At 28.4% G+C, this 23,764-nt stretch carries 17 protein-coding genes and 1 tRNA gene; 6 read left to right on the top strand and 12 right to left on the bottom strand.

What is annotated here, in order from left to right:
* Positions 1–13: 13 nt before the first annotated feature.
* Together BG_RS01260 and BG_RS01255 are read left to right on the top strand one after the other, a co-directional pair.
* Positions 14–814: an undecaprenyl-diphosphate phosphatase gene (locus BG_RS01260; protein WP_011193597.1), complete on the top strand. Its 801-nt coding sequence runs from the start codon at positions 14–16 to the stop codon at positions 812–814.
* The gene (locus BG_RS01255) at positions 811–3,162 is read left to right on the top strand and encodes a DNA translocase FtsK (protein ID WP_011193596.1); all 2,352 of its coding nucleotides are present in this window, start codon (positions 811–813) and stop codon (positions 3,160–3,162) included. Before BG_RS01260 ends, BG_RS01255 begins: the two co-directional genes overlap by 4 nt.
* A gap of 35 nt (positions 3,163–3,197) precedes the next feature.
* On the opposite strand, the gene rpsU is transcribed toward BG_RS01255, so the two are convergent.
* From rpsU to recJ, 3 genes are read right to left on the bottom strand one after another with little or no spacing between them, the layout of a single operon-like run.
* Entirely contained in the window at positions 3,198–3,407 is a 210-nt protein-coding gene (gene rpsU / locus BG_RS01250) for a 30S ribosomal protein S21 (protein ID WP_002656880.1), read from the bottom strand.
* A 14-nt stretch (positions 3,408–3,421) separates the two neighbouring features.
* Positions 3,422–4,366: a M23 family metallopeptidase gene (locus tag BG_RS01245; RefSeq protein ID WP_011193595.1), complete on the bottom strand. Its 945-nt coding sequence runs from the start codon at positions 4,364–4,366 to the stop codon at positions 3,422–3,424.
* On the bottom strand, positions 4,359–6,485 hold the full coding sequence (gene recJ, locus BG_RS01240; protein WP_011193594.1) for a single-stranded-DNA-specific exonuclease RecJ: 2,127 nt from the start codon (positions 6,483–6,485) through the stop codon (positions 4,359–4,361). Before recJ ends, BG_RS01245 begins: the two co-directional genes overlap by 8 nt.
* Positions 6,486–6,761: 276 nt before the next feature.
* On the opposite strand from recJ, the gene lon reads away from it, so the two are divergent.
* Entirely contained in the window at positions 6,762–9,182 is a 2,421-nt protein-coding gene (gene lon, locus BG_RS01235; protein ID WP_011193593.1) for an endopeptidase La, read from the top strand.
* On the opposite strand, the gene BG_RS01230 is transcribed toward lon, so the two are convergent.
* The 7 genes from BG_RS01230 to rdgB form a co-directional block, all read right to left on the bottom strand.
* Positions 9,179–11,479, bottom strand: a complete 2,301-nt coding sequence (locus BG_RS01230) for an efflux RND transporter permease subunit (RefSeq protein WP_011193592.1) — start codon at positions 11,477–11,479, stop codon at positions 9,179–9,181. The two genes, lon and BG_RS01230, sit on opposite strands and share 4 nt — an antisense overlap.
* 14 nt (positions 11,480–11,493) lie before the next feature.
* Positions 11,494–14,016, bottom strand: a complete 2,523-nt coding sequence (leuS, locus tag BG_RS01225) for a leucine--tRNA ligase (RefSeq protein WP_011193591.1) — start codon at positions 14,014–14,016, stop codon at positions 11,494–11,496.
* 92 nt (positions 14,017–14,108) lie between these two features.
* Positions 14,109–14,192: transfer RNA gene (locus BG_RS01220), tRNA-Leu, on the bottom strand.
* 20 nt (positions 14,193–14,212) lie between these two features.
* A complete protein-coding gene (locus tag BG_RS01215; RefSeq protein ID WP_011193590.1) occupies positions 14,213–14,827 on the bottom strand; it encodes a DedA family protein in 615 nt (204 codons plus the stop codon).
* Complete coding sequence (gene pcsA, locus BG_RS01210; protein WP_011193589.1) at positions 14,824–15,528, bottom strand: phosphatidylcholine synthase; 705 nt, start codon at positions 15,526–15,528, stop codon at positions 14,824–14,826. The genes BG_RS01215 and pcsA overlap by 4 nt, the downstream gene beginning before the upstream one ends.
* Before the next feature lie 13 nt (positions 15,529–15,541).
* Positions 15,542–17,314, bottom strand: a complete 1,773-nt coding sequence (pepF, locus tag BG_RS01205) for an oligoendopeptidase F (RefSeq protein ID WP_011193588.1) — start codon at positions 17,312–17,314, stop codon at positions 15,542–15,544.
* Positions 17,315–17,434: 120 nt separating this feature from the next.
* Entirely contained in the window at positions 17,435–18,040 is a 606-nt protein-coding gene (gene rdgB, locus BG_RS01200) for an RdgB/HAM1 family non-canonical purine NTP pyrophosphatase (protein WP_011193587.1), read from the bottom strand.
* Between the two features lie 196 nt (positions 18,041–18,236).
* Between rdgB and BG_RS01195 the strand changes: the two genes are divergently transcribed.
* Genes BG_RS01195 through BG_RS01185 form a run of 3 tightly spaced genes read left to right on the top strand, consistent with a single transcriptional unit; the run spans position 18,237 to position 20,298 of the window.
* Positions 18,237–19,262 carry a M23 family metallopeptidase gene (locus BG_RS01195; protein ID WP_011193586.1) on the top strand — a complete coding sequence of 342 codons (1,026 nt, stop codon included), beginning with the start codon at positions 18,237–18,239 and terminating at the stop codon, positions 19,260–19,262.
* Complete coding sequence (locus BG_RS01190; RefSeq protein WP_011193585.1) at positions 19,263–19,817, top strand: bactofilin family protein; 555 nt, start codon at positions 19,263–19,265, stop codon at positions 19,815–19,817.
* Complete coding sequence (locus BG_RS01185; protein ID WP_011193584.1) at positions 19,804–20,298, top strand: YaaR family protein; 495 nt, start codon at positions 19,804–19,806, stop codon at positions 20,296–20,298. Before BG_RS01190 ends, BG_RS01185 begins: the two co-directional genes overlap by 14 nt.
* Before the next feature lie 86 nt (positions 20,299–20,384).
* Here the strand turns inward: BG_RS01185 and BG_RS01180 are convergent, their stop codons facing one another.
* Positions 20,385–21,974, bottom strand: a complete 1,590-nt coding sequence (locus BG_RS01180; protein ID WP_095205638.1) for a glycerol-3-phosphate dehydrogenase/oxidase — start codon at positions 21,972–21,974, stop codon at positions 20,385–20,387.
* A 255-nt stretch (positions 21,975–22,229) separates the two neighbouring features.
* Entirely contained in the window at positions 22,230–23,735 is a 1,506-nt protein-coding gene (gene glpK / locus BG_RS01175; RefSeq protein WP_011193582.1) for a glycerol kinase GlpK, read from the bottom strand.
* Positions 23,736–23,764: the final 29 nt, after the last annotated feature.

The following is a 23,764-nucleotide window of genomic DNA, read 5'->3' as shown; positions in this document are numbered from 1 at the left end:
ATTGGAGTATTTAATGATAAATATTTTAAATGCAATTATTTTGGGTATTGTTCAAGGTATTACAGAGTTTTTACCAATATCTAGTTCGGGGCATTTATTGCTTTTTAGGCATTTTATGCATTTAAAGCTCCCAATAATATTTGATATTTATTTGCACCTTGCAACAGTTTTAGTAATTATTATTTACTATCGCCAAAGGATTTTAGAGCTTTTTTTAACTTTTATTAGATTTTCGTTAAGAAAAACTAATAAATCTGATTTGACAAATTTAAAATTAATATTGCTAATATTAATAATAACTATTGTTACCGGAGTTGTTGGAACTTTTATTTCAAAATACGAGAGAATGTTTATATTGCCTTTTATTTTAATTAATTTTATTATAACAGGGATTTTAATCTTGATGCTAGAATTTAATTTTTTTAAAATTGATTTTAAAGGTAATATTTTGTTAGTAGGAATTTTTATAGGACTGATGCAAGGTTTAGGTGCGTTTCCAGGAATCTCTCGTTCTGGAATTACAATTTTTTCTGCGGTGTCGCTTGGATTTAATAGAAAAAGTGCATTTGAAATTTCATTTTTGTCTTTAATTCCAATAGTTTTTGGAGCAATTTTATTTAAATATAAAGAATTTTATGATATTTTTATGGTTTTAAATTTTTTTGAAATAAACTTAGGAGCATTGGTTGCTTTTGTTGTTGGCATTATCTCAATAAATTTCTTTTTTAAAATGCTTAATAACAAAAAACTATATTATTTTTCAATATATTTATTTGCACTTTCAATTACATTTTGTTGTTTTTTTAGAATATGAAAGATTTTTATCAGTATTTTCAATTTTTGTTTTTTTTTATGCTTACGATTATTTCTTTTTCTCTTTTTGTAGCATTGACCCCTTTAAGCAATATATTTGTATTTTTTGTTTTCAATCTAATAGGACAAATACTGGTTAATGTTTTTTCATTCTTGTCATTTTATTTAATAATTTATCCACTTGTTAATTGGTACGCCTATAAAAAACATATTTTTACTAAACGATTTATATTTAATTGGAATTATACAGTAATACTGTTTTTTACTTTAATATTTTTAATAAAAATTAATTCTAATGTTGAAAAATCTTATCTTATTAAGATATTTCTTATTAATTTTGGTACAATATTGGGAAATTTTTTTGTTTTTATTCTTTTAATTTTAGAATTTGTTGTTTGGATTTACTTGAATTATGTCTTTTTCAAAGATGTTAATTTTATTTTGGATGCTTTGAAATTTTTAGAGTTTAAGATTAAAATTTTGTTTGAAAACATATTAAGTTATTTACCCTTTTCAAATTCATTGGATGTTAAAAAAGATATTAAAATTTATGGAGATTTTGCAGAGGATATAAAAGATCCTCAAGCTTTTGATGATAATAAGAATATTATTAATGATGAGGAATATCAAGCCTTATGGTCATTTAGTGCTTTTTTAAGAAACAATAAAAAACCCTCTAATGTTAATTTAGCCAAAACTGTTTTTGAAGACTCAGATTCCAAAGATGCAAGCTCCTCAAATAAGGAGATTTCAAATAATAGCGCTTTAAATGCAGATGAAATTGATGAGTCTTGTGAGTATAAATCTTTGGACAATCTTGAAGATAATAAATTAATTATTAGTGGAAAGGTTAAGGCCAGTGAGATAAGGACTAAAGGCATAATTAGTCAAGTTGCTATTCCCAATGCTTATAACGAAAATGTAGTTTTGAATAAAAAAAGTGATTCTTACGTTATTGATATTTCAGTTTTTGACCAGAGAGAGGTTAAAAATGATGTAGAGGATATTGAATATGATAAAGAAATTCAAAAGCAATCAATTATTCTCCAGGAGACATTAAAAGAGTTTAATATTAATGCTAAATTAATTGATATTATTAAAGGGCCTGTTGTAACAATGTATGCTATTCGTCCGGACAAGGGAATTAAGCTTTCTAAGATTACTTCTATTTCTGATAATATTGCTTTAAGGCTTGCGGCTATTAGGGTTAGAATTATTGCTCCAATTCCTGGCAGAGAAGCTGTTGGAATTGAAATTCCTAATAAAAGACGTGAATTTATTGTAATTTCAGAGATAATAGATAGCAAGGAATTCAGAGGTGATTTTAGAATTCCTTTTGCTCTTGGAAAGGAGATTAGTGGCGAAAATATTGTTTTTGATCTTGTTAATTCTCCACATCTATTAATAGCTGGTGCAACTGGAGCAGGTAAATCGGTTTGTGTAAATTCTTTAATTGCTTCAATTATTTTTTCAAAATCTCCAGATGAAGTAAAATTAATTATGATAGATCCCAAAATAGTTGAGCTTAAACTTTTCAATGATATTCCTCATTTATTAACTCCAGTTATTACAGATGTAAAGAGAGCATTAGAAGCTCTTAGATGGTGTCTTGATGAAATGGAGAGGAGGTATGTGCTTCTTGATAATTTATTGGTAAGAGATATTTCTTCTTATAATAAAAAAATAAAAGATGAGAATTTAAATTTAATGATCTTGCCATATCTTGTAATAATTATTGATGAATTTGCAGATCTTATTCTTTCTGCAAGAAAAGATTTAGAAAATTTAATTTCTAGACTTGCTGCAATGGCTAGAGCTGTGGGGATTCATTTAGTTCTTGCGACCCAAAGGCCTTCAGTTGATGTTATTACGGGGGTAATAAAAGCCAATTTTCCTTCAAGAATTTCTTTTATGGTAGCTAGTTCTATGGATTCGAGAATAATTCTTGGATCTTCTGGTGCTGAAAAGCTTTTAGGAAAAGGGGATATGCTTTATATTAGTTCTTTAAATCCTTTTCCTCAAAGAATTCAGGGTGGATTTTTAAAAGAAAGAGAAGTTTACAGACTTGTTGAAGAGGTTAAAAAATTTGGTTCTCCAAATTATATTGATGATGAAATCTTTATTGATAGTGTAAAAGAGCAAGATTTAGTTGCTCTTGGACCTTCTGATGAACCAATGTTTGATGAAGCTCTTGAGATTGTTAAAACCACAAGAAAAGCATCAGCATCTTATTTGCAAAGAAGGTTGAAGATAGGTTACAATAGGGCAGCTCGAATTATTGAAATCATGGAAGATATGGGTTATATAGGGCCTGTTAACGGATCAAAGCCAAGAGAGGTATTAATTTAAAATAAAGAGATATCCATTTGAACATCTCTTACTATTTACCTATTAGTTTTTTGTTTTAATTTTCTTACTTTTTTTGCTTGTTTTCTTTTAAACGCTTTTTCCTTTTTCACACGGATTGTGGATGGTTTCTCATAATATTCTCTTCTTTTCCATTCACGAATAATTGCTTCTTTTTCAATCATTCTTTTAAAACGTTTCAATGCTTTTTCAAGATTTTCATTTTTGTCCACAGTGACTGTTACCAAAAAATCACCTCCTTTTACTCTATTCTTTTAATATTATTTATTATTTTATTTTTGTCAATAAGCATGCCATTTAAAAGGAAATCTGGGTTTATTGCTATGCCATTAATTCTTACTTCGAAGTGTAAATGAGGGCCTGTTGAGAGGCCTGTATTTCCAGTATGTCCAACATATTCGCCGGCACTAACTACTTTATTTTCACTTATTCCTAATTTTGAGAGGTGAAGGTAAATTGTAAACACACCTGGCAAATGCTGTATTATAAGGGTGTTCCCTGTTAGTTCTCTATTTTGTGCAAATACAACTTTTCCTTTGCCTGCAGCAAAAATTGGAGTATTTTCTCTTTTAAATGGGGCATAATCAATTCCATTATGCATCGTATAATTTGAAATTTTTTTGCTGCCTTGCATGTAAAGCCTTAAATCTCCATATTGACTTGTTATAATGTATTGATCTTTTATGGGTTTAACTAAAGCATCGTAGTGATATATTGTTGTATCTCCAATATTGCCAATAATATTCCATAAAACCAAAGCTTGTTCTTTTTGTTTTATGGATTTTTTTTGGGTAATAAGCTTGGCTTTTTCTTTATTAAAACTAATTGTTGTTTTTTTGAAGTTAAATTTTTTTATTTCTACTTCTTTGACATAGCTTTTATTTTTGAATTCTATTTGAATTTTTCTTTTCCCCTCTTTTATCATTGGTGTAATTCCTATAAATGCTATGTAGTAAGTTTTACTTCCTACTGTAAATTTGAATGGAGAAGAACTTATGATTGGATTTTTATTTATGCTTAAAAGCGACAACTTTTTAAAGTTTTCATTACTTGCAAAGTATATGTAATCTCCTTGAAATGCTTCTTTTTTATATTGGACTTTAGGAATAGTATTTATTATTTCTGAATTTATATTTTCTATTCCTAGAATACAAAATATAAGTAAGGTTTTTTGTATTCTATACATTGATTTGAGCGCTCTTTTTTATGTCTATGATTTTCAAAATTTTTTCTCTCGGGCAGTAAAAATCTTCATTAATTGTAAAAATGATGTCTAAATATTGATTTTCTTTTATATTTAATTCTTCTATTTTTTTTGTTCCGTTAAAAAAAATAGCTTTATAGTAGTCGTTTTGTGATTTAATGCGCATATTTATATGTTTTGAGTTATGATTTTTGTCAATTGTTTTGAGTTCTTGAAGGTAAACATTTTCCATCATTAATATTGGCTCTCTAAATTCATAGCCATAAGGTTCAAATATTTCTATTGTTTTAAAAAGAGAATCTTTTGTTAAATTCTTTGGAACAATAGTATCTATTAATATTGACTCGTTTTCATCAGTAGTTTCATATTTAACTTTTGTAGTTGCATATTCTAATTCTTTAATAAAGTCTTCGAGTAAATTTTCATTCAGCGTAAATCCAGCGGCAGCTTTATGTCCCCCTGAATTTATTATTAAATGAGAAGGTATTGTCGATATTAATGCTTTTGAATTGATTTTATTGTTTGACCTAATTGATCCTTTAATAATATTATCTTGTTTTGTTAAAAAAATAGCAACTTTTTGGTAGTAAGCAGAAAGTCTAGTTGCAAGTCTTGAACTTATTCCTTTTGGGGTGTTTTTATCATAACAAACTATGAATTTATCATTTTTAAAAATAGTATTTTTATTATGAGAATTCCAAGCTTTTTCTTCTTTATATTTTCTTAGTTCGTTGATTTCTTTTATTTCTTTAAATTTATTTTCTATTTGATTAATGTCGTCAGCTAGTAAAAAGTTTATTGCAATATCTGCTTTTTCAAGTCTTCCTGTTGAGTTTAGTATTGGTGCAATTTTATATGCGATATCCATTGAAGTTATATTTGGTTTTGTTAATATGTTTGCATCTTTTAATAGATAATTAATAGACATTCTTTCTCTTAGTGCAATTTCTTTAAGCCCTGCTTTTAGGATTATTCTATTTTCATTGATAATGGGCATATTGTCTGCTATTGTTCCTATTGCAACAAAGCTAAGTCTTTTTAGACATCTTTGGAGCAAATTTTTGTTAGTTTCAAAAATTATGTTGTAAAATATGTAGTAAAGCTTGTCTTTAATCTCAACTTCTTTATATCTAAAATATTTAGTTGCTTGGATTAAGTCTTTTAATGTTTTTTTTCTGAAATTTGGGTATTTTTTTATAAAATTTTCACTAATATCAATTGTGTTAATATTTATGCTTATCCCGAAGTGTTTATTTAATAATTGACCTTGATCTTCTTTGTTAAAGATTACTATGTATTTGTTTTGTATAAATTTTTCTAGTTTGTTTAAGTTAATTGAAGGGTCATTTTTGTTATTTAATCTTAGATATTGTTTTAAAATATAGTTTTTTATTTCTATTGCATTAAGAATAATTTCATTATTTGTTTTTTCTAAAAATAAAAATACAAGGTTTTTAGAATAAAGATCTGTAAAGGACATGCTAAGAGCAAGGCAAGTTTTAAAACTTACGCAACATCCTGCTATTTCTTTGAATGGATATTTATCATCTTTTAGGTGAGGATTTATAACTATGCTTTCAGTTTTAAAATCTTCGCTTGGAAGATGGTGATCTGTGATTATTATTTCTATTCCTTTTGAATTTGCATAATTTATTTCTTCAATACTAGAGATACCATTATCAACGGTTATTATTAAAGAGATTTTTTTTTCTAAAGCTATGTTGATTAATTCTTTTGAAAGTCCATAAAATTCTCCATTTGAAGGTATTTTATAACTTACATTAAGTCCAAAATCTTTAAGAGTCTCATACATTATTATTGTTGCTGTGATTCCATCAGCATCTTTATCTCCAAAGATTAATATGTTTTCATTCTCTTTAATTGCTTTATTGATTCTGTTTATAAATTTATCTATATCTTTTAATAAGAATGGATTGTGTAGTAAATTTGTGCTGTCTTCAAGGAAAAATATGAAATCTTCTTCTTTAATTTCTCGCTTTATGAGCAAAGTTGCTTCAAAGGGATTTATATTATATTGCTTAGCAATGCGAGTTAATTCTTGGATTTGTATATTAGTTTCTTTTTGTTTCCAAATTTTCATTTACTTCTCTAGAATTTATTTTTTAATCGATTTTTCAAGGATTCTTCTTTACTAACTTCACCATAGATTAATTAATTTTAAGTAGTGGGCATTATGTTTATTATTGAATGGTACAGTTTTAGTGGGCTGTAATTTTCATCATAATCTAAATTTATGTTCATAATTTTAACTGTGCAAATTCTCATTTTATTATTTTATAATAAAAAAATATATTATTAAATGAATTTTCATAAAATATTTGTTTTGTTATAATTAGCTTAGGAGATTTCAAATTTTATGGATGAATTTAAAAAAGCTAGGTTAATAGATAAAAAAAAAGAAAAAACCGCAGCTGGAATTTTACCTCATTCTAACAAGCCTGCAAGAGTACCTTTAATAGCGGTTCCCTCTCATCCAGTTTTTCCAGGGATGTTTATTCCGATTGTTATAATCTCTGATTCTGATATGAAAGCAATCGATTATGCTATGAAAGGTAATGGAATCATTGCTTTATTTGTTTTGAATGATAAATTTTTAGGAAAAAACAATAATAATGCTCAACAGAAATTAATTATTGATTATAGTAAAGATATTTATTCTGTTGGAGTTACTGCAAAGGTAATAAAAAAAATTAATCTTCCAGATGGTGGCTACAACATATTCGTTTCAACTTTTGATAGGATTAAATTTGTTAAAGTTGTTCTTAATGAGAAATTTCCTATAATTGAGATTGACTACTTAAAGCAAATTCCAGTTAGAAAAGATGATATTCAATCAAAGGCAGTTTATAGTAGTATTTTGCTTAGAACTAAAGAGATATTTTCACATAGAAAAATGCCGGAAGTTCAATTAAATATGGTTAATATTGAGGATAAGGGGAAATTATGTGATATTGTGGCCAGTACCATTTCCTCTTCAAAAAATGATCATCAAATAGTTCTTGAAACTTTGAGTGTAAAAGATAGGCTTAAAAAAGTTTTAGAGTTGATTTATGAAGAGCTTAATTTAATTGAAATCCAAAATAAAATTGCTAAGGGGATTCAAGAGAGATTAGAGAAACAACAAAAAGAGTTTTTTTTAAAAGAACAGCTTAAAGCTATTAAAGCTGAACTTGGTATAGGCGATAAAAAAAACAGCGATTTCGAAAAGCTTAAAACTAAGCTAAAGACTTTGGAGTTGAAAGGTGAGTCTTTAGAGGTAGTTGAAAAAGAGTTAGAAAAATTTTCACTTCTTGAGACAAGCTCGGCTGAATATATTGTTATTAGAAATTATCTTGAACTTATTACTGAGCTTCCTTGGCGAGATTTTAAAATTAATTTTGATAAATTAGATTTGCAAAAATCTAAAAAAATTTTAGATAAAACTCATTATGGAATGACGGAGGTTAAGGATAGAATTATTGAATATATTTCTGTTCTTAAATTAAGAAAGACTCAAAAAGGGGCTATTATTCTTTTAGTAGGGCCTCCTGGTGTGGGGAAAACTTCTATTGGGGCAGCTATTGCAAAGGTTTTGCGCACTAAGTTTTTTAGATTTTCTGTTGGTGGAATGCGCGATGAATCAGAGATTAAAGGGCACAGAAGAACTTATGTTGGGGCTTTGCCTGGCAAAATTATTCAAGGCTTAAGAATTACTAAGACAAATTCTCCTGTTTTTTTAATTGATGAGGTGGATAAAATTTCTGCTTCAAATTATGGGGACCCTTTTTCAGTTCTTCTTGAAGTTTTAGATCCCGAACAGAATGTTAAATTTAGAGATCATTATCTTGACCTTCCTTTTGATATTTCGAATGTATTTTTTATTTTAACTGCTAATTCTGTTGAAACAATACCAAGACCTTTGTTAAATAGAATGGAGGTTATTGAAGTTTCTGGATATGTTGATAACGAAAAAATAGAGATTGCAAGAAAGTATTTAATTCCTAAAGTTTTAAGTGAAAACGGAGTTGATAAAGATTCTTTAAAATTTCAAAGTTCAGCTCTTGTTCAAATTGCTCAAGAGTATGCAAGAGATAATGGGGTAAGAAATTTTGAAAAATATTTAAATAAAATTGTACGAAAGGTTGCAAGAAAGCTTATTGAGAATACTGAGGTCAAATCCTATCAAATTTCTAATGACAATCTAGAAGAATATGTTGGCGTACCTGTTTTTAGAAAGGAAAGCATGCCTAATGCTATGTATTCTGGGATGGTAATGGGTCTTGCTTGGACAAATTATGGAGGTTCTACATTAATAATTGAGACTGTAAAGACAGAGTCCAAGGTAGGTGGAATTAAATTGACAGGTAGGCTTGGGGACGTAATGAAGGAATCTGCTAATATTGCCTATACTTATGTTAATAGTATTAAAGGAGATCTAAGTATTAGCAAATCTTTTTTTGAAAAAAATATTATTCATTTACATATTCCAGAAGGAGCTACCCCAAAAGATGGGCCTTCTGCAGGAATTACAATAGCTAGTGCTTTTATTTCTCTTGCTCTTAATAAGGTTGTTAGGCCCCATTTAGCTATGACAGGGGAGCTTTCTCTTACTGGGAATGTAATGATGATAGGAGGTCTTAGAGAAAAAATAATTGCAGCAAAGCGTAGTGGCGTGGAGCACATTATTGTTCCTAAGGCAAATAGAGTTGACTTAGAAGAGATTCCTATTAACATTAAGAGCGGTATTAATTTTTATCTTGTAGATAATATGTGCGAGGTCATTAAATTATTGTTTTAATTTTTTAAATTGTTATTTAAGGCCAGTTTAACTCTAACTCTAGGTTTAAATAAATAAATTAATAATGGAAGAAGAGTTAGTGATGCAAGGGATGTCGTTAGCATTGTAAAAGCAATTATTGCCCCAAGAGTTGATATTATTTTATATGCTGAAAATGTTAAGGTTAAAAAACCTATTCCAACAGAAATAGAATTTGCGAATATTCCATTAAATACGCTGGGTATTGATTTAAGTAGTGCATTTTTGTAGATTTGACTTTTTTGGTATTTTAAAATAAACGTGTTAAAAAAATGAATTGAATAATCTACTCCGACTCCCATGCTTACAGATGCAATTGTTGCTGTTGCAGGGTTTAAAGTTATCCCAAATAATCTCATTACAGCAAAGTTTAGAAACACTGACCATGCCACTGGGATTGCAATAATTATTCCAGTTTTTATAGATTTGAAGAAAAACATAAGTAGCAGTGTTATTGATCCAAGAGTTGTTACAATGTTCATAACCTGCTCTCTTACCATTGTTTTAGCTATTAACACCTTATCATATACCCCTGAAAAATGATATTTATTATTTCTCATATGTTCATTAATTGTTTCAATAGCATATTTTTCAAATTTTTTTATTCCTTCGGTTGAGTTGTCTTCAATTCTTACCATAATAGATATTAATGACCAATCATCATTAATATACATTTTTTTATTGTCTTTAGTCCAATCGCTTTTATCTATCAAATTTATTAGTTTGTTTAATATGGTTTTGCTTTCGGGCAGTTTATACTCTAGCGGGGATTCTTTTTTAATTTTAAAATTTACAAATTTTAAAATTCCATTAATAGAGCTTGATTGAGTTTTTGCAGAAAATTCATCAAGTTTGTCTGTAATTAAATCTAAGGTTTGCATTGCTTTAGCATTTTTAAATTCACCGGGTTTGCCTTCAAGTTCTATTTTGAAAATCGATATTCCTCCCATTTCTTTTTGCATTAGGTTTAATGTTTTTTTTACACTTGTGCTTTCTTTAAAGTAATCTTTTTCATCAAAATTGATTTCTATTTTTAAAAGACCCGCAATAGAAATTCCCAGTATGATGATGACTACTATAGAGGATATGTATTTTCTTTTTAATATAGACTTTGTTATTTGTGTATTTAGTTTGGCAAGTTTTTCAAGGAAAAATATTCTATACGGTTTATTTTCTTTTTGTTTTTCAAGAGACTTTTTTTTTGTAAATGGAATTAATGTTATTATTCCAGGTAAAACGGTTAATGAGATTGCCATTGAGATAATTACTCCAATTGACATGAATATACCCATTGTTTTGTAAGCATTAATTGAAGAGGTTGTAAGAGATAAAAATCCAAATGCAGTTGTAAGAGATGTTAGAAGTATTGGTGTTTTAAGTTTTTTAATTGTTGTTTTTATTGATTCTTTTGAGAGTTGTTCTTTTTTTATTAATTTAAATATTCCATTTATTATATGTACAGCATTATCACATCCGATTGAAATGAGTAAAACAATCATTGAAGTTTCTGGCACTGTAATGGGGGAGTTTACAAGTCCTTTAATTCCAAAAGTCCAAATCAATGATAATAATGCAATAAAAATGGGAATTAATGCACCCATTAGATTTTTTATAATAAGATAAAGTGAAATTATTACTACAAAAGCAGCAAGAGGTCCTAAAATCTTGAAGTCTTCAACCATGTAGTTTAAGATTTTTTCTCTTACTATTAAATCTCCTGTAAGATACAACTTTAGATTGTCTGTTTCATATTTTTTAATTGTTTCCTCCATCTCATCAAGTTCATTTTTTAAATTTCTACTGAAGTTAATTTTGTCACTTTCTGATGGGATTATTATGAAGTATATTAAATTTTCTGAGTTGCCTAAAAATGTGTTTTTTACGAATGGAGTTGACTTTATTTTATTTTTTATTTCTTCTATGTCTTTATCTGTGTAAATTTCTTTTTTAAATTGCGGAAAATAAGAAAATATGCTTGTTACGGCATTTGGAGATACTTTTAAAATTTTGGTTATTTCATTGATTACACTGTTTATTGTTTCAAAATTTTTTTTATTGAAAATATTTTTTTTATCTTGAAATATTACTATTGTAGATAAAAGTGAATTACTTTTATCAATGTCTATTAAGCTTTCAGTTTCTTTAGTTTTGGGGATAAGTTTTAAGATGTTTGCATCGAATTTAAGATTTTTTAAAAAAAACCCTAAAAAAATAGTAATTAATATAAATATTGTGAATATAATTTTCCTATATCTAATGCTTAGACTTTCAAAGTCCATATAATGCCTCTTTTTTACTTTATCACTATGTTGACAAGCTTGTTTTTAATTGCAATTATTTTTACAATTTTTTTATTTAATAAGTTTGCTTTTATTTTGCTATTTCCCATTGCTATTTCTTTTAACTCTTCTTCATCTGTCTCTTTGCTTAGTAAAATTTTGTCTTTCATTTTTCCATTTATTTGTAAGACAATTTCTTTTGCGTCTTTAATAATAAGGTTTTCATCGAATTCTGGCCATTTTGAATTTTTAAATAAACTGGGAGTTTCTCCAATATATTCCCATAACTCTTCTGCTAAATGGGGTGCATAAGGGGATAAAATAATAATGAATGGTTTAAATATATTTAAATAATTTTTTTCATACTTTATAAGCTCATTTACAAATATCATCATCGCTGAGATTGCTGTATTGAAGCTTAGTTTTTCTGTATCTTCTGTGACCTTTTTTATTGCTTTATGCAGTTGAGATATTATTTCTTTTGGAGGATTGTCTTTTGATAGTTCTTTTTCTCTTAAGTTCCAAATTTTGTTTAAAAATCGAAAAACACCAATAATACCTTTGGTGTTCCAAGGTTTAGAATCTGTTAGTGGACCCATAAACATTTCATAAATTCTTATTGAGTCTGCTCCAAATTCTTTAATAATGTCGTCTGGGTTTATTACATTTTTTAAGGATTTTGACATCTTGGCAATTACTTGGATTACTTCTTTATTATCCCTTTTGTCAAAAAATTTACTGTTTTTTTCTATAACTTGGTCATTAGGTATTAAAATCCCATTTTCTTTTTGATAAGAAAATGCGGTTATTATGCCTTGATTTATTAGCTTTTTAAAAGGTTCTTTGGTATTTACATACCCTAGATCATAAAGAACCTTGTGCCAAAACCTTGAGTAAAGTAGGTGTAATACCGTATGTTCAGCTCCACCTATGTATAGGTCAACTGGCATCCAATATTCAATTTTTTTTTTACTTGCAAATTCTTTTGGGTTTTTAGGATCGAGGTATCTTAAATAATACCAACAAGAGCCTGCCCATTGAGGCATTGTGTTTGTTTCTCTTGTAAAGCCTGTATCTTTTAGGTTTACCCAATCTTTAATCCTTGATAAAGGAGATTCTCCCGTTCTAGAAGGTTTATAGTTTGCAGTTTTTGGAAGCTTTAAGGGAAGATCATTTTTTTCTAAAGGTACTGCATTTCCAAGCTTATCAAATAAAATGGGTATAGGCTCTCCCCAGTATCTTTGTCTTGAAAAAATCCAATCTCTAAGCTTGTAGGTAACTTTTTCTTTCCCTTTTTTGTTTTTAATAAGCCATTCTATTACTTTATCTTTTACTTCAGAATTTTTAAGATTATTAAATTCATTAGGAGAATTTATTGAAATTCCATCATCAATAAATGCTTTTTCTAATATTTCATTTTTTCCCGATTTTGATATTACAGGCAAAATTTTTAATTTATACTTTTTAGCAAATTGAAAGTCTCTCTCATCGTGGGCTGGAACACCCATTACAGCTCCACTACCATAAGTTCCTAGTACGTAGCTTCCAATCCAAATTGGAATTTTTTCATTTGTTATTGGATGAAATGCATAAGATCCTGTAAAAACGCCTGATTTATCTTTTTCAAGAGAGGTTCTCTTAAGATCACTTTTTAGTTCTTCGTGCTTTACATATTTTAAGACATTTCTTTTAAAGTTATTTTTTGTTATTTTCTCTATTAGCTTGCTTTCTGGTGCGATTACTAAATATGTGATACCAAAGATTGTGTCTGGCCTTGTTGTAAAAACTTTGATTTTATCATTGTGACCTTCAATTTCAAAGTCGATTTCAACCCCTGTTGATTTTCCAATCCAATTTCGCTGCATTTCTTTTACAGATTCAGGCCATTCTAATTCTTCAAGGTCGTTTAACAATCTTTCAGCATACTTCGTGATTTTTAAAACCCACTGTCTTAAATATTTTTTTTCGACATTGTGAAATCCTCTCTCAGATTTTGGTCCATCTGGAGTTTGAATAATCTCTTCATTTGCCAATACTGTTCCAAGTTCAGGACAGTACCATACAGGCATTTCTTTTGCATAGGCCAGACCTTTTTTATATAATTCCAAAAAAATCCATTGTGTCCATTTATAGTAATTCTCGTCATGTGTTCTGATTTCTCGATCCCAATCGTAGGCAAATCCCAAAGCTTTTATTTGTTTTTTAAACTTATTAATATTTTCTTCTGTACTTTTTTGAGGATGAGTTCCTGTTTGTATTGCATAATTTTCAGCAGGCAGTCCAAAACTATCAAATCCTATTGGATGAAGTACATGAAATCCATTTAAAAGCTTGTATCTTCCAAATATGTCGGTAGCTGTGTATCCTTCTGGATGGCCAACATGAAGTCCGTTTGCAGAAGGATAGGGGAACATGTCAAGGATGTATAATCTTTTTTCTTTAGGAATGTTTGGATCTTCTTTTACTTTGTATGTTTTATTATTATCCCAAAATTCTTGCCATTTTTTTTCAATTTTTATGAATTCGTATTTAGACATTTGTCCTCTTGAAAATTAATCTATAATTTATTCTCTAGTATCCTTTTGGATCACATTTGTGTTTATTTCAATAAGCTACTTAACAATTTTGATGCTGTGAACTGGACTTGAACCAGCATGGGCTTACGCCCACTAGCCCCTCAAGCTAGCGTGTCTACCACTTCCACCACCACAGCACTATTAACCATTATATTTTTTATTTTAAATTTTTGTCAACTTTTTTATTTTTTTTAATTACCCAGATTATTATTGTTGTTGATATTATGGTAATAAATATTGCAAATATAATTATTTTTATTTTTGAAAATATTATTTCAAATGATTGTCCTAGTTTAAAGCTTAGAGTAAAATAAACCATTATTGAAAGTAGAGTTGCAAAAAAGTCAGAAACAATAAATAGATTGGATTTCATATTTCCCATTCCTGCTGATATAAATATTGCATTTCTAACTCCAAAGGGTATAAACCTTCCTATAAATAAAGTTAATACTCCGTATTGACCATAATAGTAATTTATTTTGTCAAGTAGGTTATTGTCTTTCTTATTTTTGAACAATTTATTTCCCATTAATTTCCCAATGTAAAAAGATATTATGTCTCCAAGATATGCTCCCCAAAAAATTCCTAAAAATATTAATACAGTATATTCATTTTTTCGACTAGATAAAATTCCACCCATTAGTACTATTGCATCTTCTGAAATAGGAACATTAAGCCCTGCTAAGATTAGTAAAGAAAAAAATACTATTGGGGAATAAGCTATGTTTGAATCAATGGATTCTATTATTGTGTTTATATGCATTGTTATCATCTATTTCTTGTTTTATAGGTTAAATATATGCTTGCTAAAGTTAAATATGTAAAGTAAAGGATGAGAATTGTTTTTGATATTTTTAAAGCTGTTGTGGATAAGTCTAGAAATATTGATACAACAAATATTACGCAACTTATTATTGTTATTGGTATGGTAATTTTCTTTAATTCTTTAGTTTTTGATGGGTAAATAAATTTTATTGGGACAAAGCTTATCACAATACATATTGATATCATAACAAGATTTGTTATTTGTTCTATTTTAAAAATTATGTTTAATATTACAAAGAGATTCCATATAGAAGGAAATCCTCTGAAGTAGTTGTCATTTGTTTTTGCATCTATTCTTGAGAATTGGTATGCTGATGAGAGTAAAATTCCAATGCAAATGGCGACTTTATATTTTTCTTCAATAAATTCTCCCCAATAAAAAAATATAACGGGTATGAATGTATAGTTTATGTAGTCTATAATGTTATCAAGTAGAGCGCCATCAATTTCAGGTATTAATTCTTTTACCTTAAGCTTTCTTGCCATAGTTCCATCAATTCCATCTATTATAAGTCCTATTACTGTTAACTTTAAAAGAAGAGAATAATCACCATTTACAATTGAAATTATTGAGTAAAGTCCTACAATCAAGCCAGATGCTGTAAAAATATGTACAAGCCAAGCTAAAATCAAATTGATATTTTTCACAGTAAATCTCCTTTTATTGGAATATTTTCTTTATCTCTTCAAGTCTACATTTGAAAATGTTAATAGTATTTTCTATTGTTGCTTTTTTTGTTAAATCTACCCCGGTAATATTTAAAGAATCTAATGGATATTTAGAACCACCTGTTTTTAAAAATTTTATATAATTCTCTACAGCATCTTTTTTATTTTCTTTAATGTCTTTGTATATTGATAGAGCAGCTGCAATGCCTGTGGCATACTGATATACATAAAAGGGAGAATAAAAGTGAGGGATCCTAAGGCATTCAAGGGAGCTTAATTCATCAAATTTTAGGCTAGGTCCAAAGTATTTTTTTAGCAAATTCATATAAGTTTCTGTTAGTGTTTCTTTTACTATAGGTTCTTCTTTGCTAATCATTTCATGAATAATGTATTCAAATTCAGCAAACATTGTTTGTCGGAAGAATGTTGAAATCATGTCGTCAATTTGTGTGAGTTTTATATATTTTATTTTTTTAGTATCGGTTTCGTTTTTAAGCAAATATTCTGCTAATATTTGTTCGTTAATTATTGATGCTATTTCTGCTTCAAAAATAGAATAATTATAATGCGGAAATGGGTTATTTTTTATGCTAAAGTAAGAGTGCATTGAATGTCCTGCTTCGTGTGCAAGTGTAAACATATCTCTTATTGATTCTTCTTTGTAATTAAGCAGTATATAAGGTTTTCCATTGTATGATCCAGCGCTAAAAGCCCCTGATCTTTTTCCAGTATTCTCGTATTTATCAACCCATCTTTCTTTCAAAAGGCCATTTTTTAAGATTTCTGTATATTCATTTCCCAATATCTCTAAAGATTTTAATATTTTTTCACAAGCTTCTTCAAACGAATTTTTAAATGTTATTCCTTTTGTTAATGGTACGTAAACATCGTAGTGATATAGATATTCTTGGTTTAAAATTTTTTTTCTAAATTCATAATAGTCATTAAGCGCAGATAAATTTTCATTGACAGTTTCGATTAAATTTGTATAAACTTTTTTGTCAATGTTATTTGAAAAGAGTTGCATTGAAAAAGTATTTTGAAACTTTCTTGTCTTTGCAATGAAGTGATTTTTTTTAAAGTCTGAGATAATAAGATTAGCAAGCGTATTTTCGTTATTTTTGTATTTTTGATAAAATTTGAAAAAAGCTTCTTTTCGTATTTTTTGATTTTCGTTTTGTAAAAATAGTGTGTAGGTGGAATTGGTTAAAGGATTTCCATTAATTTCTCCGAATTCCATATCAGCATTTGTTAATGTTGAGAATATGTTTTGATAAGATGAGTAAAGAGGGGTGTAGTTAGCAAGTATTTCCTCTTCTTGTTCGCTTAAAATATGATTTTTTTCTCTTAGTATTTTTTCAATTGCAATTTTTTTTTCTTTAAGCTCAGGCTTATTTATCCAAGCTTGAATTTTTTTTGCATCTGATTTTAGTATTTTGGGCATTAAGAATGAGGTGGCATTAGATACTTTTGTAGCTATATTGACACATATAGAATATATTTTATTTGAATCCTTATTGGTTACATCTGTTTCTAATTGAAGCATTGCATAGTAAGAGACTTTCTCTAAATCTTCCATAATTTCATAGTATTTATTTAAAGTTTCTTTAAATAAATCAAAATTTAATTCCAATTTTTCATATTTTTTAAATTCTTTGGTTTTAATTTCAATAGCATTGATTGCTTTTGCATATTCTTCTTCATTTGCAAATAGAAAAGATAAATCCCATTTATCATTCTCATTGATTTCATTTCTATTTATCACTAAATTCTCCTCTTCCTTTTTTTCATTGTTTGGAAAGAAATAGTACATTGAAATTTTATAAACATTGTGCTTTTTATTTTACAATAAAGTCTAAACTTTATATATAAAAAGCTTTTAAGTTTAGTTGTTGAATAAAGATTTTAATAAAAATTTTTTAAATTTTGAAAATGCTATTCCCCGATGAGATATTTTATTTTTTTCTTCAAGTGTTAGATCGCTAAGCTTTTTATTATTTTTAGTTAAAAATATTGAATCATAACCAAATCCATAGTTTTTATCATCATTTAAACTTAAGGCAATTTCCCCTTTAATAATTCCTTCAAAATTTAATATTTGTCTATCTTTTGATATATAACTTATGTTGCATATAAAATATGCTTTTCTGTTTTTTTCATTTTTCATTAAGTCTAAAATAAGTTGATTTTTTTCATTAGTGCTTAATTTTTTACATAGCTTATAAGTGTCATATCTTTTAGAGTAAATTCCAGGCTCCAAGTTTAGTGCCTCAATGCACAATCCAGAATCTTCTCCAAAAACATTTTGATTTTTATTTAAAATTGCAAACAGAGCTTTTGCTTTAAGTAAAGAGTTTTCTTTAAATGTTGTTCCTGTTTCTTTTATGTTGAAGTTTTTAGGTACCACTAAATTTAAATTGGGCATATCTAATATATTCTTTACCTCATTTATTTTATTTTCATTTGTTGTTGCAAAAAATAGTGTTTTCATTTATATAATAATAAAGTATTTGTGAGTTTAATTGTATAGCTATATTAGTTTTAAGTATTATTCTCTTTAATTATGTGTATTTTATTCAATATTTTTGTACCGTGTTTTTATCGAAAAATTTGGATTTTTATCTAAAGTATTAAAATAGATTTTTAATTTTTTTGTTTGAGTATGGTAATTTTTGGTAGGGTTTGTTATGAAGAAAAGAATTAAATTTAAAATTATTTTAGGTTTTAAAGGAATTCTCAAGTTTTTTTGGGTTATTTATAATTCTTTGTTTATAACCCTCAAAGTTATACATTCTTTTTTTAAGCAAAATATTAGCTTTATGATTATTCCCCATGTTAAAGGGAATGTAAAAAATATTAAAATTTCTTTTTTGACTTTATTTTTCTTTTCTACTTTTTTTTTAGGCGGTTTTATAGGCTTTGTTTTACTTGCTGTAAATTATGTTACTCTCTCATCAATTGTGAAATCTACAGAGAAAAATTACTCTTTAGCAGAATCTGAGATTGAAGATTTTAGAAATACAGTTGTGGAAATTAATTCTGTTGCAAAAAATTTTTCCAAAATTTTAGATGAGCTTAAAACCTCTTTAAAAATTAATTCTAATGGTGCTGATTTAAATAAAAATAAACTAGATGGAGATCTTTCTGATTTTATTGATTTGCAAATTTTAGAAGCCAATTCAATAAAAGAACTTAGCGATCTTAAAAATATTAAAAGCAAAATAGAAAGTTCAATTCCTCCTCTTAAAAGCATAGTTAAGGTCTTACACGCTCAAGATAAGCTTTTAAATGACATTCCTTCTCTTTGGCCTCTTGCGGGTGGATCTGGAATTATTACTTTGCATTTTGGTCCTGCTATTGAACCTTTTACTAGGCAATGGTATATTCATAAAGGCATAGATCTTGGAGGGGTTAGAATTGGAACCCCTATTGTTGCAACTGCTGATGGGGAGGTCGTTAGGGCAAGTTATCAATCAGCAGGCTATGGCAATTTTGTTCAAATTAAGCATAAGTATGGACTTGCCACTCTTTATGCACATATGTCGCGCCTTAATACTTCTAAAGGGTCTTATGTTAAAAAGGGACAGGTCATTGGATTTATGGGACAGACAGGCTATGCAACGGGTCCTCATGTTCATTATGAGGTTCGCGTAGGTTCTCAAGTTATTAATCCCGATATGTATTTAAATTTAGCAACAGGAGCTTCAAAATAGATGTTAAATTTTTTGACTGTAAAAAAAGAAAGAAAAGCATCATCTTTGTTTATTTTTGATGAAATAAAAACAATAGTGGGTGTTGGTGATTTTTTTAAAGGAGATTTAGTTTCAAATAATTTTATTCGACTTGATGGCGATTTTATGGGTACTATTAGTTCTACTAAAAGAGTAATTATTGGAGAGAGTGGTAGGGTTAAGTCTAGTATTGATGCTAATGAACTTGTTATTTCCGGAATAGTTGTGGGCAATATTTATGCTAAAAGCAAGATTAAAATATTTGCATCGGGGTGTGTTATTGGAAATATTTCTTGCAAGTCGATTGAAGTTGAAGAGGGTGCTATTATTGATGGGTATATGGATATTGGCGCTGAGTATCTTAGAGCTCCTGAAAAAAATACATTTTTTTATACTGGTTCTTATAAGGTTAATGAAGATCTTTTAATTGAAATCAATAAGGAATATCAAGAAGAAAAAAAATCTTCTCAACCTTTAGAAGGTGAAGATGATAAATATTTTACAAGCGTTATGAGTAAAATAGATGAAAGTAAATAATTTGATTGCCGGAGTATTAAATCTTAATTCAAAAGATTATAAAAAAGGTGGCAAAAAAGTATTCTTTGATAAGAACAATGCTTTTTCTTCGGTGTTTCAGATTGAAAGTGTTAAAGAGGATAAGTATTTTATTTTACTTGAAAATGGCGAATTTAATCTTGATTTGATTAAAAGTATGTTAGATGGAATTAACGAGATTGGCGAAAGACTTTTAAGCGAGCCTTCAAGACAAAATGTGATTTTTTACAAAAAAGTTATTTCAGAGTTTATGTCTATTATTATATCATCTTCTGTTTGCTTGAAAGAACAAAAAGGGGGCAGCTTTGGAGATCCTAAGCGGCCCAAGTATAGAATTATTAAGATTATTAACGACAAGTTGGATAGACTTGCCTATTCTGTTTTGCAAAATCAAATGACCCAGATTAAGCTTTTAGACAGCATTGAAGAGATTCAAGGCTTGCTTGTGAATTTGTTAATGTGAATTAGGTTTAAGGCTTTTGAAATGTTTTAAATTTTAAATTAAAAGGGATTGTTAAACAATCCCTTTGTTTAATAGTAAAAATTAATTTAATTTTTAATTAAATATTTTTTGCTTATTTCTAAAAAGGTTTTTATTTGTTCATTTTTCCACTTTTCAGATTTATTTAATTTTTTCATCATTATTTCAGCAACCCTTGGGGCAGCTTCAATTGCAGCTTGAGGATTTAAAGGCAACGATCTTGTTCTTCTTGCTAAAACATCGTCAATAGTTTTGGCTTGTTCAAATTCAATCGAAAAAGCTATTTGAGCTTCATTTAAATCTAAGCTCTCGTGTATCTTTTTGTCAAACCCTTCCATATTTTTTAGAATTTCAAAGTCACTACCATAAGTTCTAAAAGATTCAGGAATTTTTACTGCCTCTTCTTTTTTAAGATAGCCGTGTAACTTTAAATTTTCTGTAGTTGGTGGATAATTTGGTAATAAATTTTTTTCTATGGCTTTGAGCAAGGTTTTTTCTGCCATTTTTCTATATGTAATATATTTGCCTCCCGCTATTGTAATAAGATTTGAATCTGATATAAATATTTTTTCGTTTCTTGAAATTTTTGAAGTGTTGCCTTCGACTTTTGGATCCATTATTAAGGGTCTTATTCCAGTATATACGCTTTTTACATCTGATTTTTCTATTTTAATATTTAAATAATTGTTTAAATTATTTATTATAAAGTCAATCTCCTCATCAAGTCTTTTGGGCTCTACTTCTATCTCTTTTATTGGAATGTCGGTACTTCCACAAACAACGCCATCATACCAAGGAATAGCGAATAAAATTCTATTATCACTAGTTTTAGGTATTAATATTGCATAATTTTGGGGGAATTTGTCTTTTTTGATTATTAAATGGCTACCTTGGGAAGGTTTGATAATGTTTAAAGCTTTTTCATCATCCAATCTTCTTATTTCATCTGAAAATATTCCTGTTGCGTTTATTATACATTTACTTTTTAATGAAATTTGTTCTTTTGACAATTTATTTTGTATTAAAACCCCTGAAAGTTTTCCGTTTTCCTTGTTAAATTGTACAAGCTCTGTGTAGTTAAGGGCAATTCCTCCTTTTTCGGTAAAAGTTCTTAATAATGTTATTGCCATTCTAGCATCATCGAATGAATCATCGTAATATAAAACAGAGCATTTAAGGCCTTTTGTTTTAATATTAGTAGCTTTTTCAATGGTAGATTTTTTGGATAGTAATTTAGTTTTATATTTGGTAGCTTTTTCTTTGCCCATAAGATTGTGGTAATAAGTTAATCCCAGATAATAATAAGGTATTTCTAAGATATTATAAATAGGGGTAATAAATGCACATTCGTTAATTAAATGAGGTGCATTTTTTTCAAGAATTGCTTTTTCATGTAAGGCTTCTTTAACCAAAGAAATATTCCATTGAGCTAAATATCTTACTCCCCCGTGAATTAATTTGCTTGATCTAGAGGAAGTTCCTTTTGCGTAGTCAAATTTTTCTATAAGTATTGCTTTATATCCCCTTGTGATTGCATCTACTGCGATACCAAGACCTGTTGCGCCTCCTCCAATTATTATGAGATCAAATTCTTGATTTTCAAGATCTTTTAATTTTGTTTCTTTGTTATTATTCATGAAATTTAAATATTCCTCCATTTTAGTTAATTTCTTTTCTTTTTAATTAAATGCCAGATTTGAGAAATTCGCAAAGATCATTTGTTTTAATTTTATTGAATAATATTATAAATTAATTGCATTGGTAAATTTTTCAATTTTTTGTGATTTTTCTTTCGATTTAATACAGACATTTTTATCATATGTTGTTCTAGTTTTAAAAAAATCAAATAAATTGTGCATAATTTTGTCTCCGGTATATTTTTGTTATAATCTTTAAAGTCTTGTTTTAAACTTTTATAGACTATTGGAATTCTGTATCCAGGATTTTGATCTTTCAATTGCTCTGTTCCAATTTTCAAGAAGCTTTTCTTTTTGATTTTTTGGCATTGAAGGTTCAAATATTTTATCTACTTGCCAAAGGCTTATGATTTCCTCGGCGCTTTGCCAATAACCCGATGCAAGTCCTGCAAGATAAGCAGCCCCAAGTGCTGTTGTTTCTGTTATTTTTGGTCTTACAACTTTACATTCTAAAAGATCAGCTTGAAATTGCATTAATAGATTGTTTTGACTTGCTCCTCCGTCTACTCTTAATTCTTTAATTTCAAAGTTGGGAATGGATTTTTTCATAGTATTTAGTATATCAAAACTTTGAAATGCGATGCTTTCAAGAGCAGCTCTTGTAATGTGCGCTTTTGTCGATCCCCTTGTTATTCCAATGATTGTTCCTCTTGCATAAGAATCCCAATGAGGTGCACCGAGCCCAACAAATGCTGGTACAAAATAAACCCCTCCATTATCTGAAGCAGAGCTTGCCAATGATTCTGCATCTGAACTTTTTCTGAAAAATTCAAGACCGTCTCTTAGCCATTGGATTACGGCTCCACCAATAAAAACGCTTCCTTCAAGAACATAAGTTACGGTTTTTTTTCTTCCCCAGGCGATTGAAGTTAAAAGTCTTTCATGGTTAATAATTGGTTCTTTACCTATATTTACCGTTAAAAAGCAACCAGTTCCATATGTGTTTTTAGCCATACCTTTTTTAAGGCAGGCTTGTCCAAATGTTGCTGCAAATTGATCTCCGGCAATTCCTGCAATAGGAATTTCTGCTCCAAATATCGATTTGTCTGTTTCGCCATATATTGTAGAGCTTTCTTTAAGTTCAGGCAAAATTGCTTTTGGAATATTTAATATCTTTAAAAGTTCATCATCCCATTCTAATGTTTTAATGTTTAACAATAATGTTCTTGAAGCATTAGAATAGTCGGTTGCATGTACTTTTTTTTGAGTCAGATTCCATAATAGCCATGTATCTATTGTTCCAAAACACAATTCACCATTTTCAGCTTTTTGTCTAGCGCCCTCTACATTATCCAAGATCCACAGTATTTTTGTACCACTAAAATAAGAATCTAGTACTAAACCTGTTTTTTCCAAAATAATTTTATCTTTTCCCTCTTTTGTTAATTGGTCACAAATTTTTGCAGTTCTTCTATCTTGCCATACTATTGCATTATAAATGGGTTTTCCTGTACTTTTTTCCCATATAACTGTAGTTTCTCTTTGATTAGTTATTCCAATAGCATCAACTTCATTTGGTAAAATTCTTGAATTTGCAAGAGCTTCTGTTATAACTCCAAGTTGCGATCCCCATATTTCAGTAGGATCATGCTCCACCCAGCTTGGTTGTGGATAAATTTGAGTAAATTCTTTTTGAGCAAGCCCTTTTATGTTTGCATGTTTATCAAATACTATTGCTCTTGAGCTAGTAGTACCTTGATCAATAGATAAAATATATTTCATAATTTTTCCCTTTTAGTTTTAATAAAGCT

It is taken from the genome of Borreliella bavariensis PBi (genome assembly GCF_000196215.1).
GTDB lineage: Bacteria > Spirochaetota > Spirochaetia > Borreliales > Borreliaceae > Borreliella > Borreliella garinii.
This window is presented reverse-complemented; position numbering and strand designations above follow the sequence as displayed.

Coding starts and splice junctions, on each gene's coding strand:
- leuS (WP_011193591.1), bottom strand. CDS start 14,016: ATGTCTAAATACGAATTCATAAAAATTGAAAAAAAATGGCAAGAATTT.
- rdgB (WP_011193587.1), bottom strand. CDS start 18,040: ATGAAAACACTATTTTTTGCAACAACAAATGAAAATAAAATAAATGAG.
- BG_RS01190 (WP_011193585.1), top strand. CDS start 19,263: ATGTTAAATTTTTTGACTGTAAAAAAAGAAAGAAAAGCATCATCTTTG.
- recJ (WP_011193594.1), bottom strand. CDS start 6,485: ATGAAAATTTGGAAACAAAAAGAAACTAATATACAAATCCAAGAATTA.
- lon (WP_011193593.1), top strand. CDS start 6,762: ATGGATGAATTTAAAAAAGCTAGGTTAATAGATAAAAAAAAAGAAAAA.
- BG_RS01255 (WP_011193596.1), top strand. CDS start 811: ATGAAAGATTTTTATCAGTATTTTCAATTTTTGTTTTTTTTTATGCTT.
- BG_RS01215 (WP_011193590.1), bottom strand. CDS start 14,827: ATGATAACAATGCATATAAACACAATAATAGAATCCATTGATTCAAAC.
- BG_RS01260 (WP_011193597.1), top strand. CDS start 14: ATGATAAATATTTTAAATGCAATTATTTTGGGTATTGTTCAAGGTATT.
- BG_RS01185 (WP_011193584.1), top strand. CDS start 19,804: ATGAAAGTAAATAATTTGATTGCCGGAGTATTAAATCTTAATTCAAAA.
- BG_RS01180 (WP_095205638.1), bottom strand. CDS start 21,974: ATGGAGGAATATTTAAATTTCATGAATAATAACAAAGAAACAAAATTA.
- BG_RS01230 (WP_011193592.1), bottom strand. CDS start 11,479: ATGGACTTTGAAAGTCTAAGCATTAGATATAGGAAAATTATATTCACA.
- glpK (WP_011193582.1), bottom strand. CDS start 23,735: ATGAAATATATTTTATCTATTGATCAAGGTACTACTAGCTCAAGAGCA.
- BG_RS01195 (WP_011193586.1), top strand. CDS start 18,237: ATGAAGAAAAGAATTAAATTTAAAATTATTTTAGGTTTTAAAGGAATT.
- BG_RS01245 (WP_011193595.1), bottom strand. CDS start 4,366: ATGTATAGAATACAAAAAACCTTACTTATATTTTGTATTCTAGGAATA.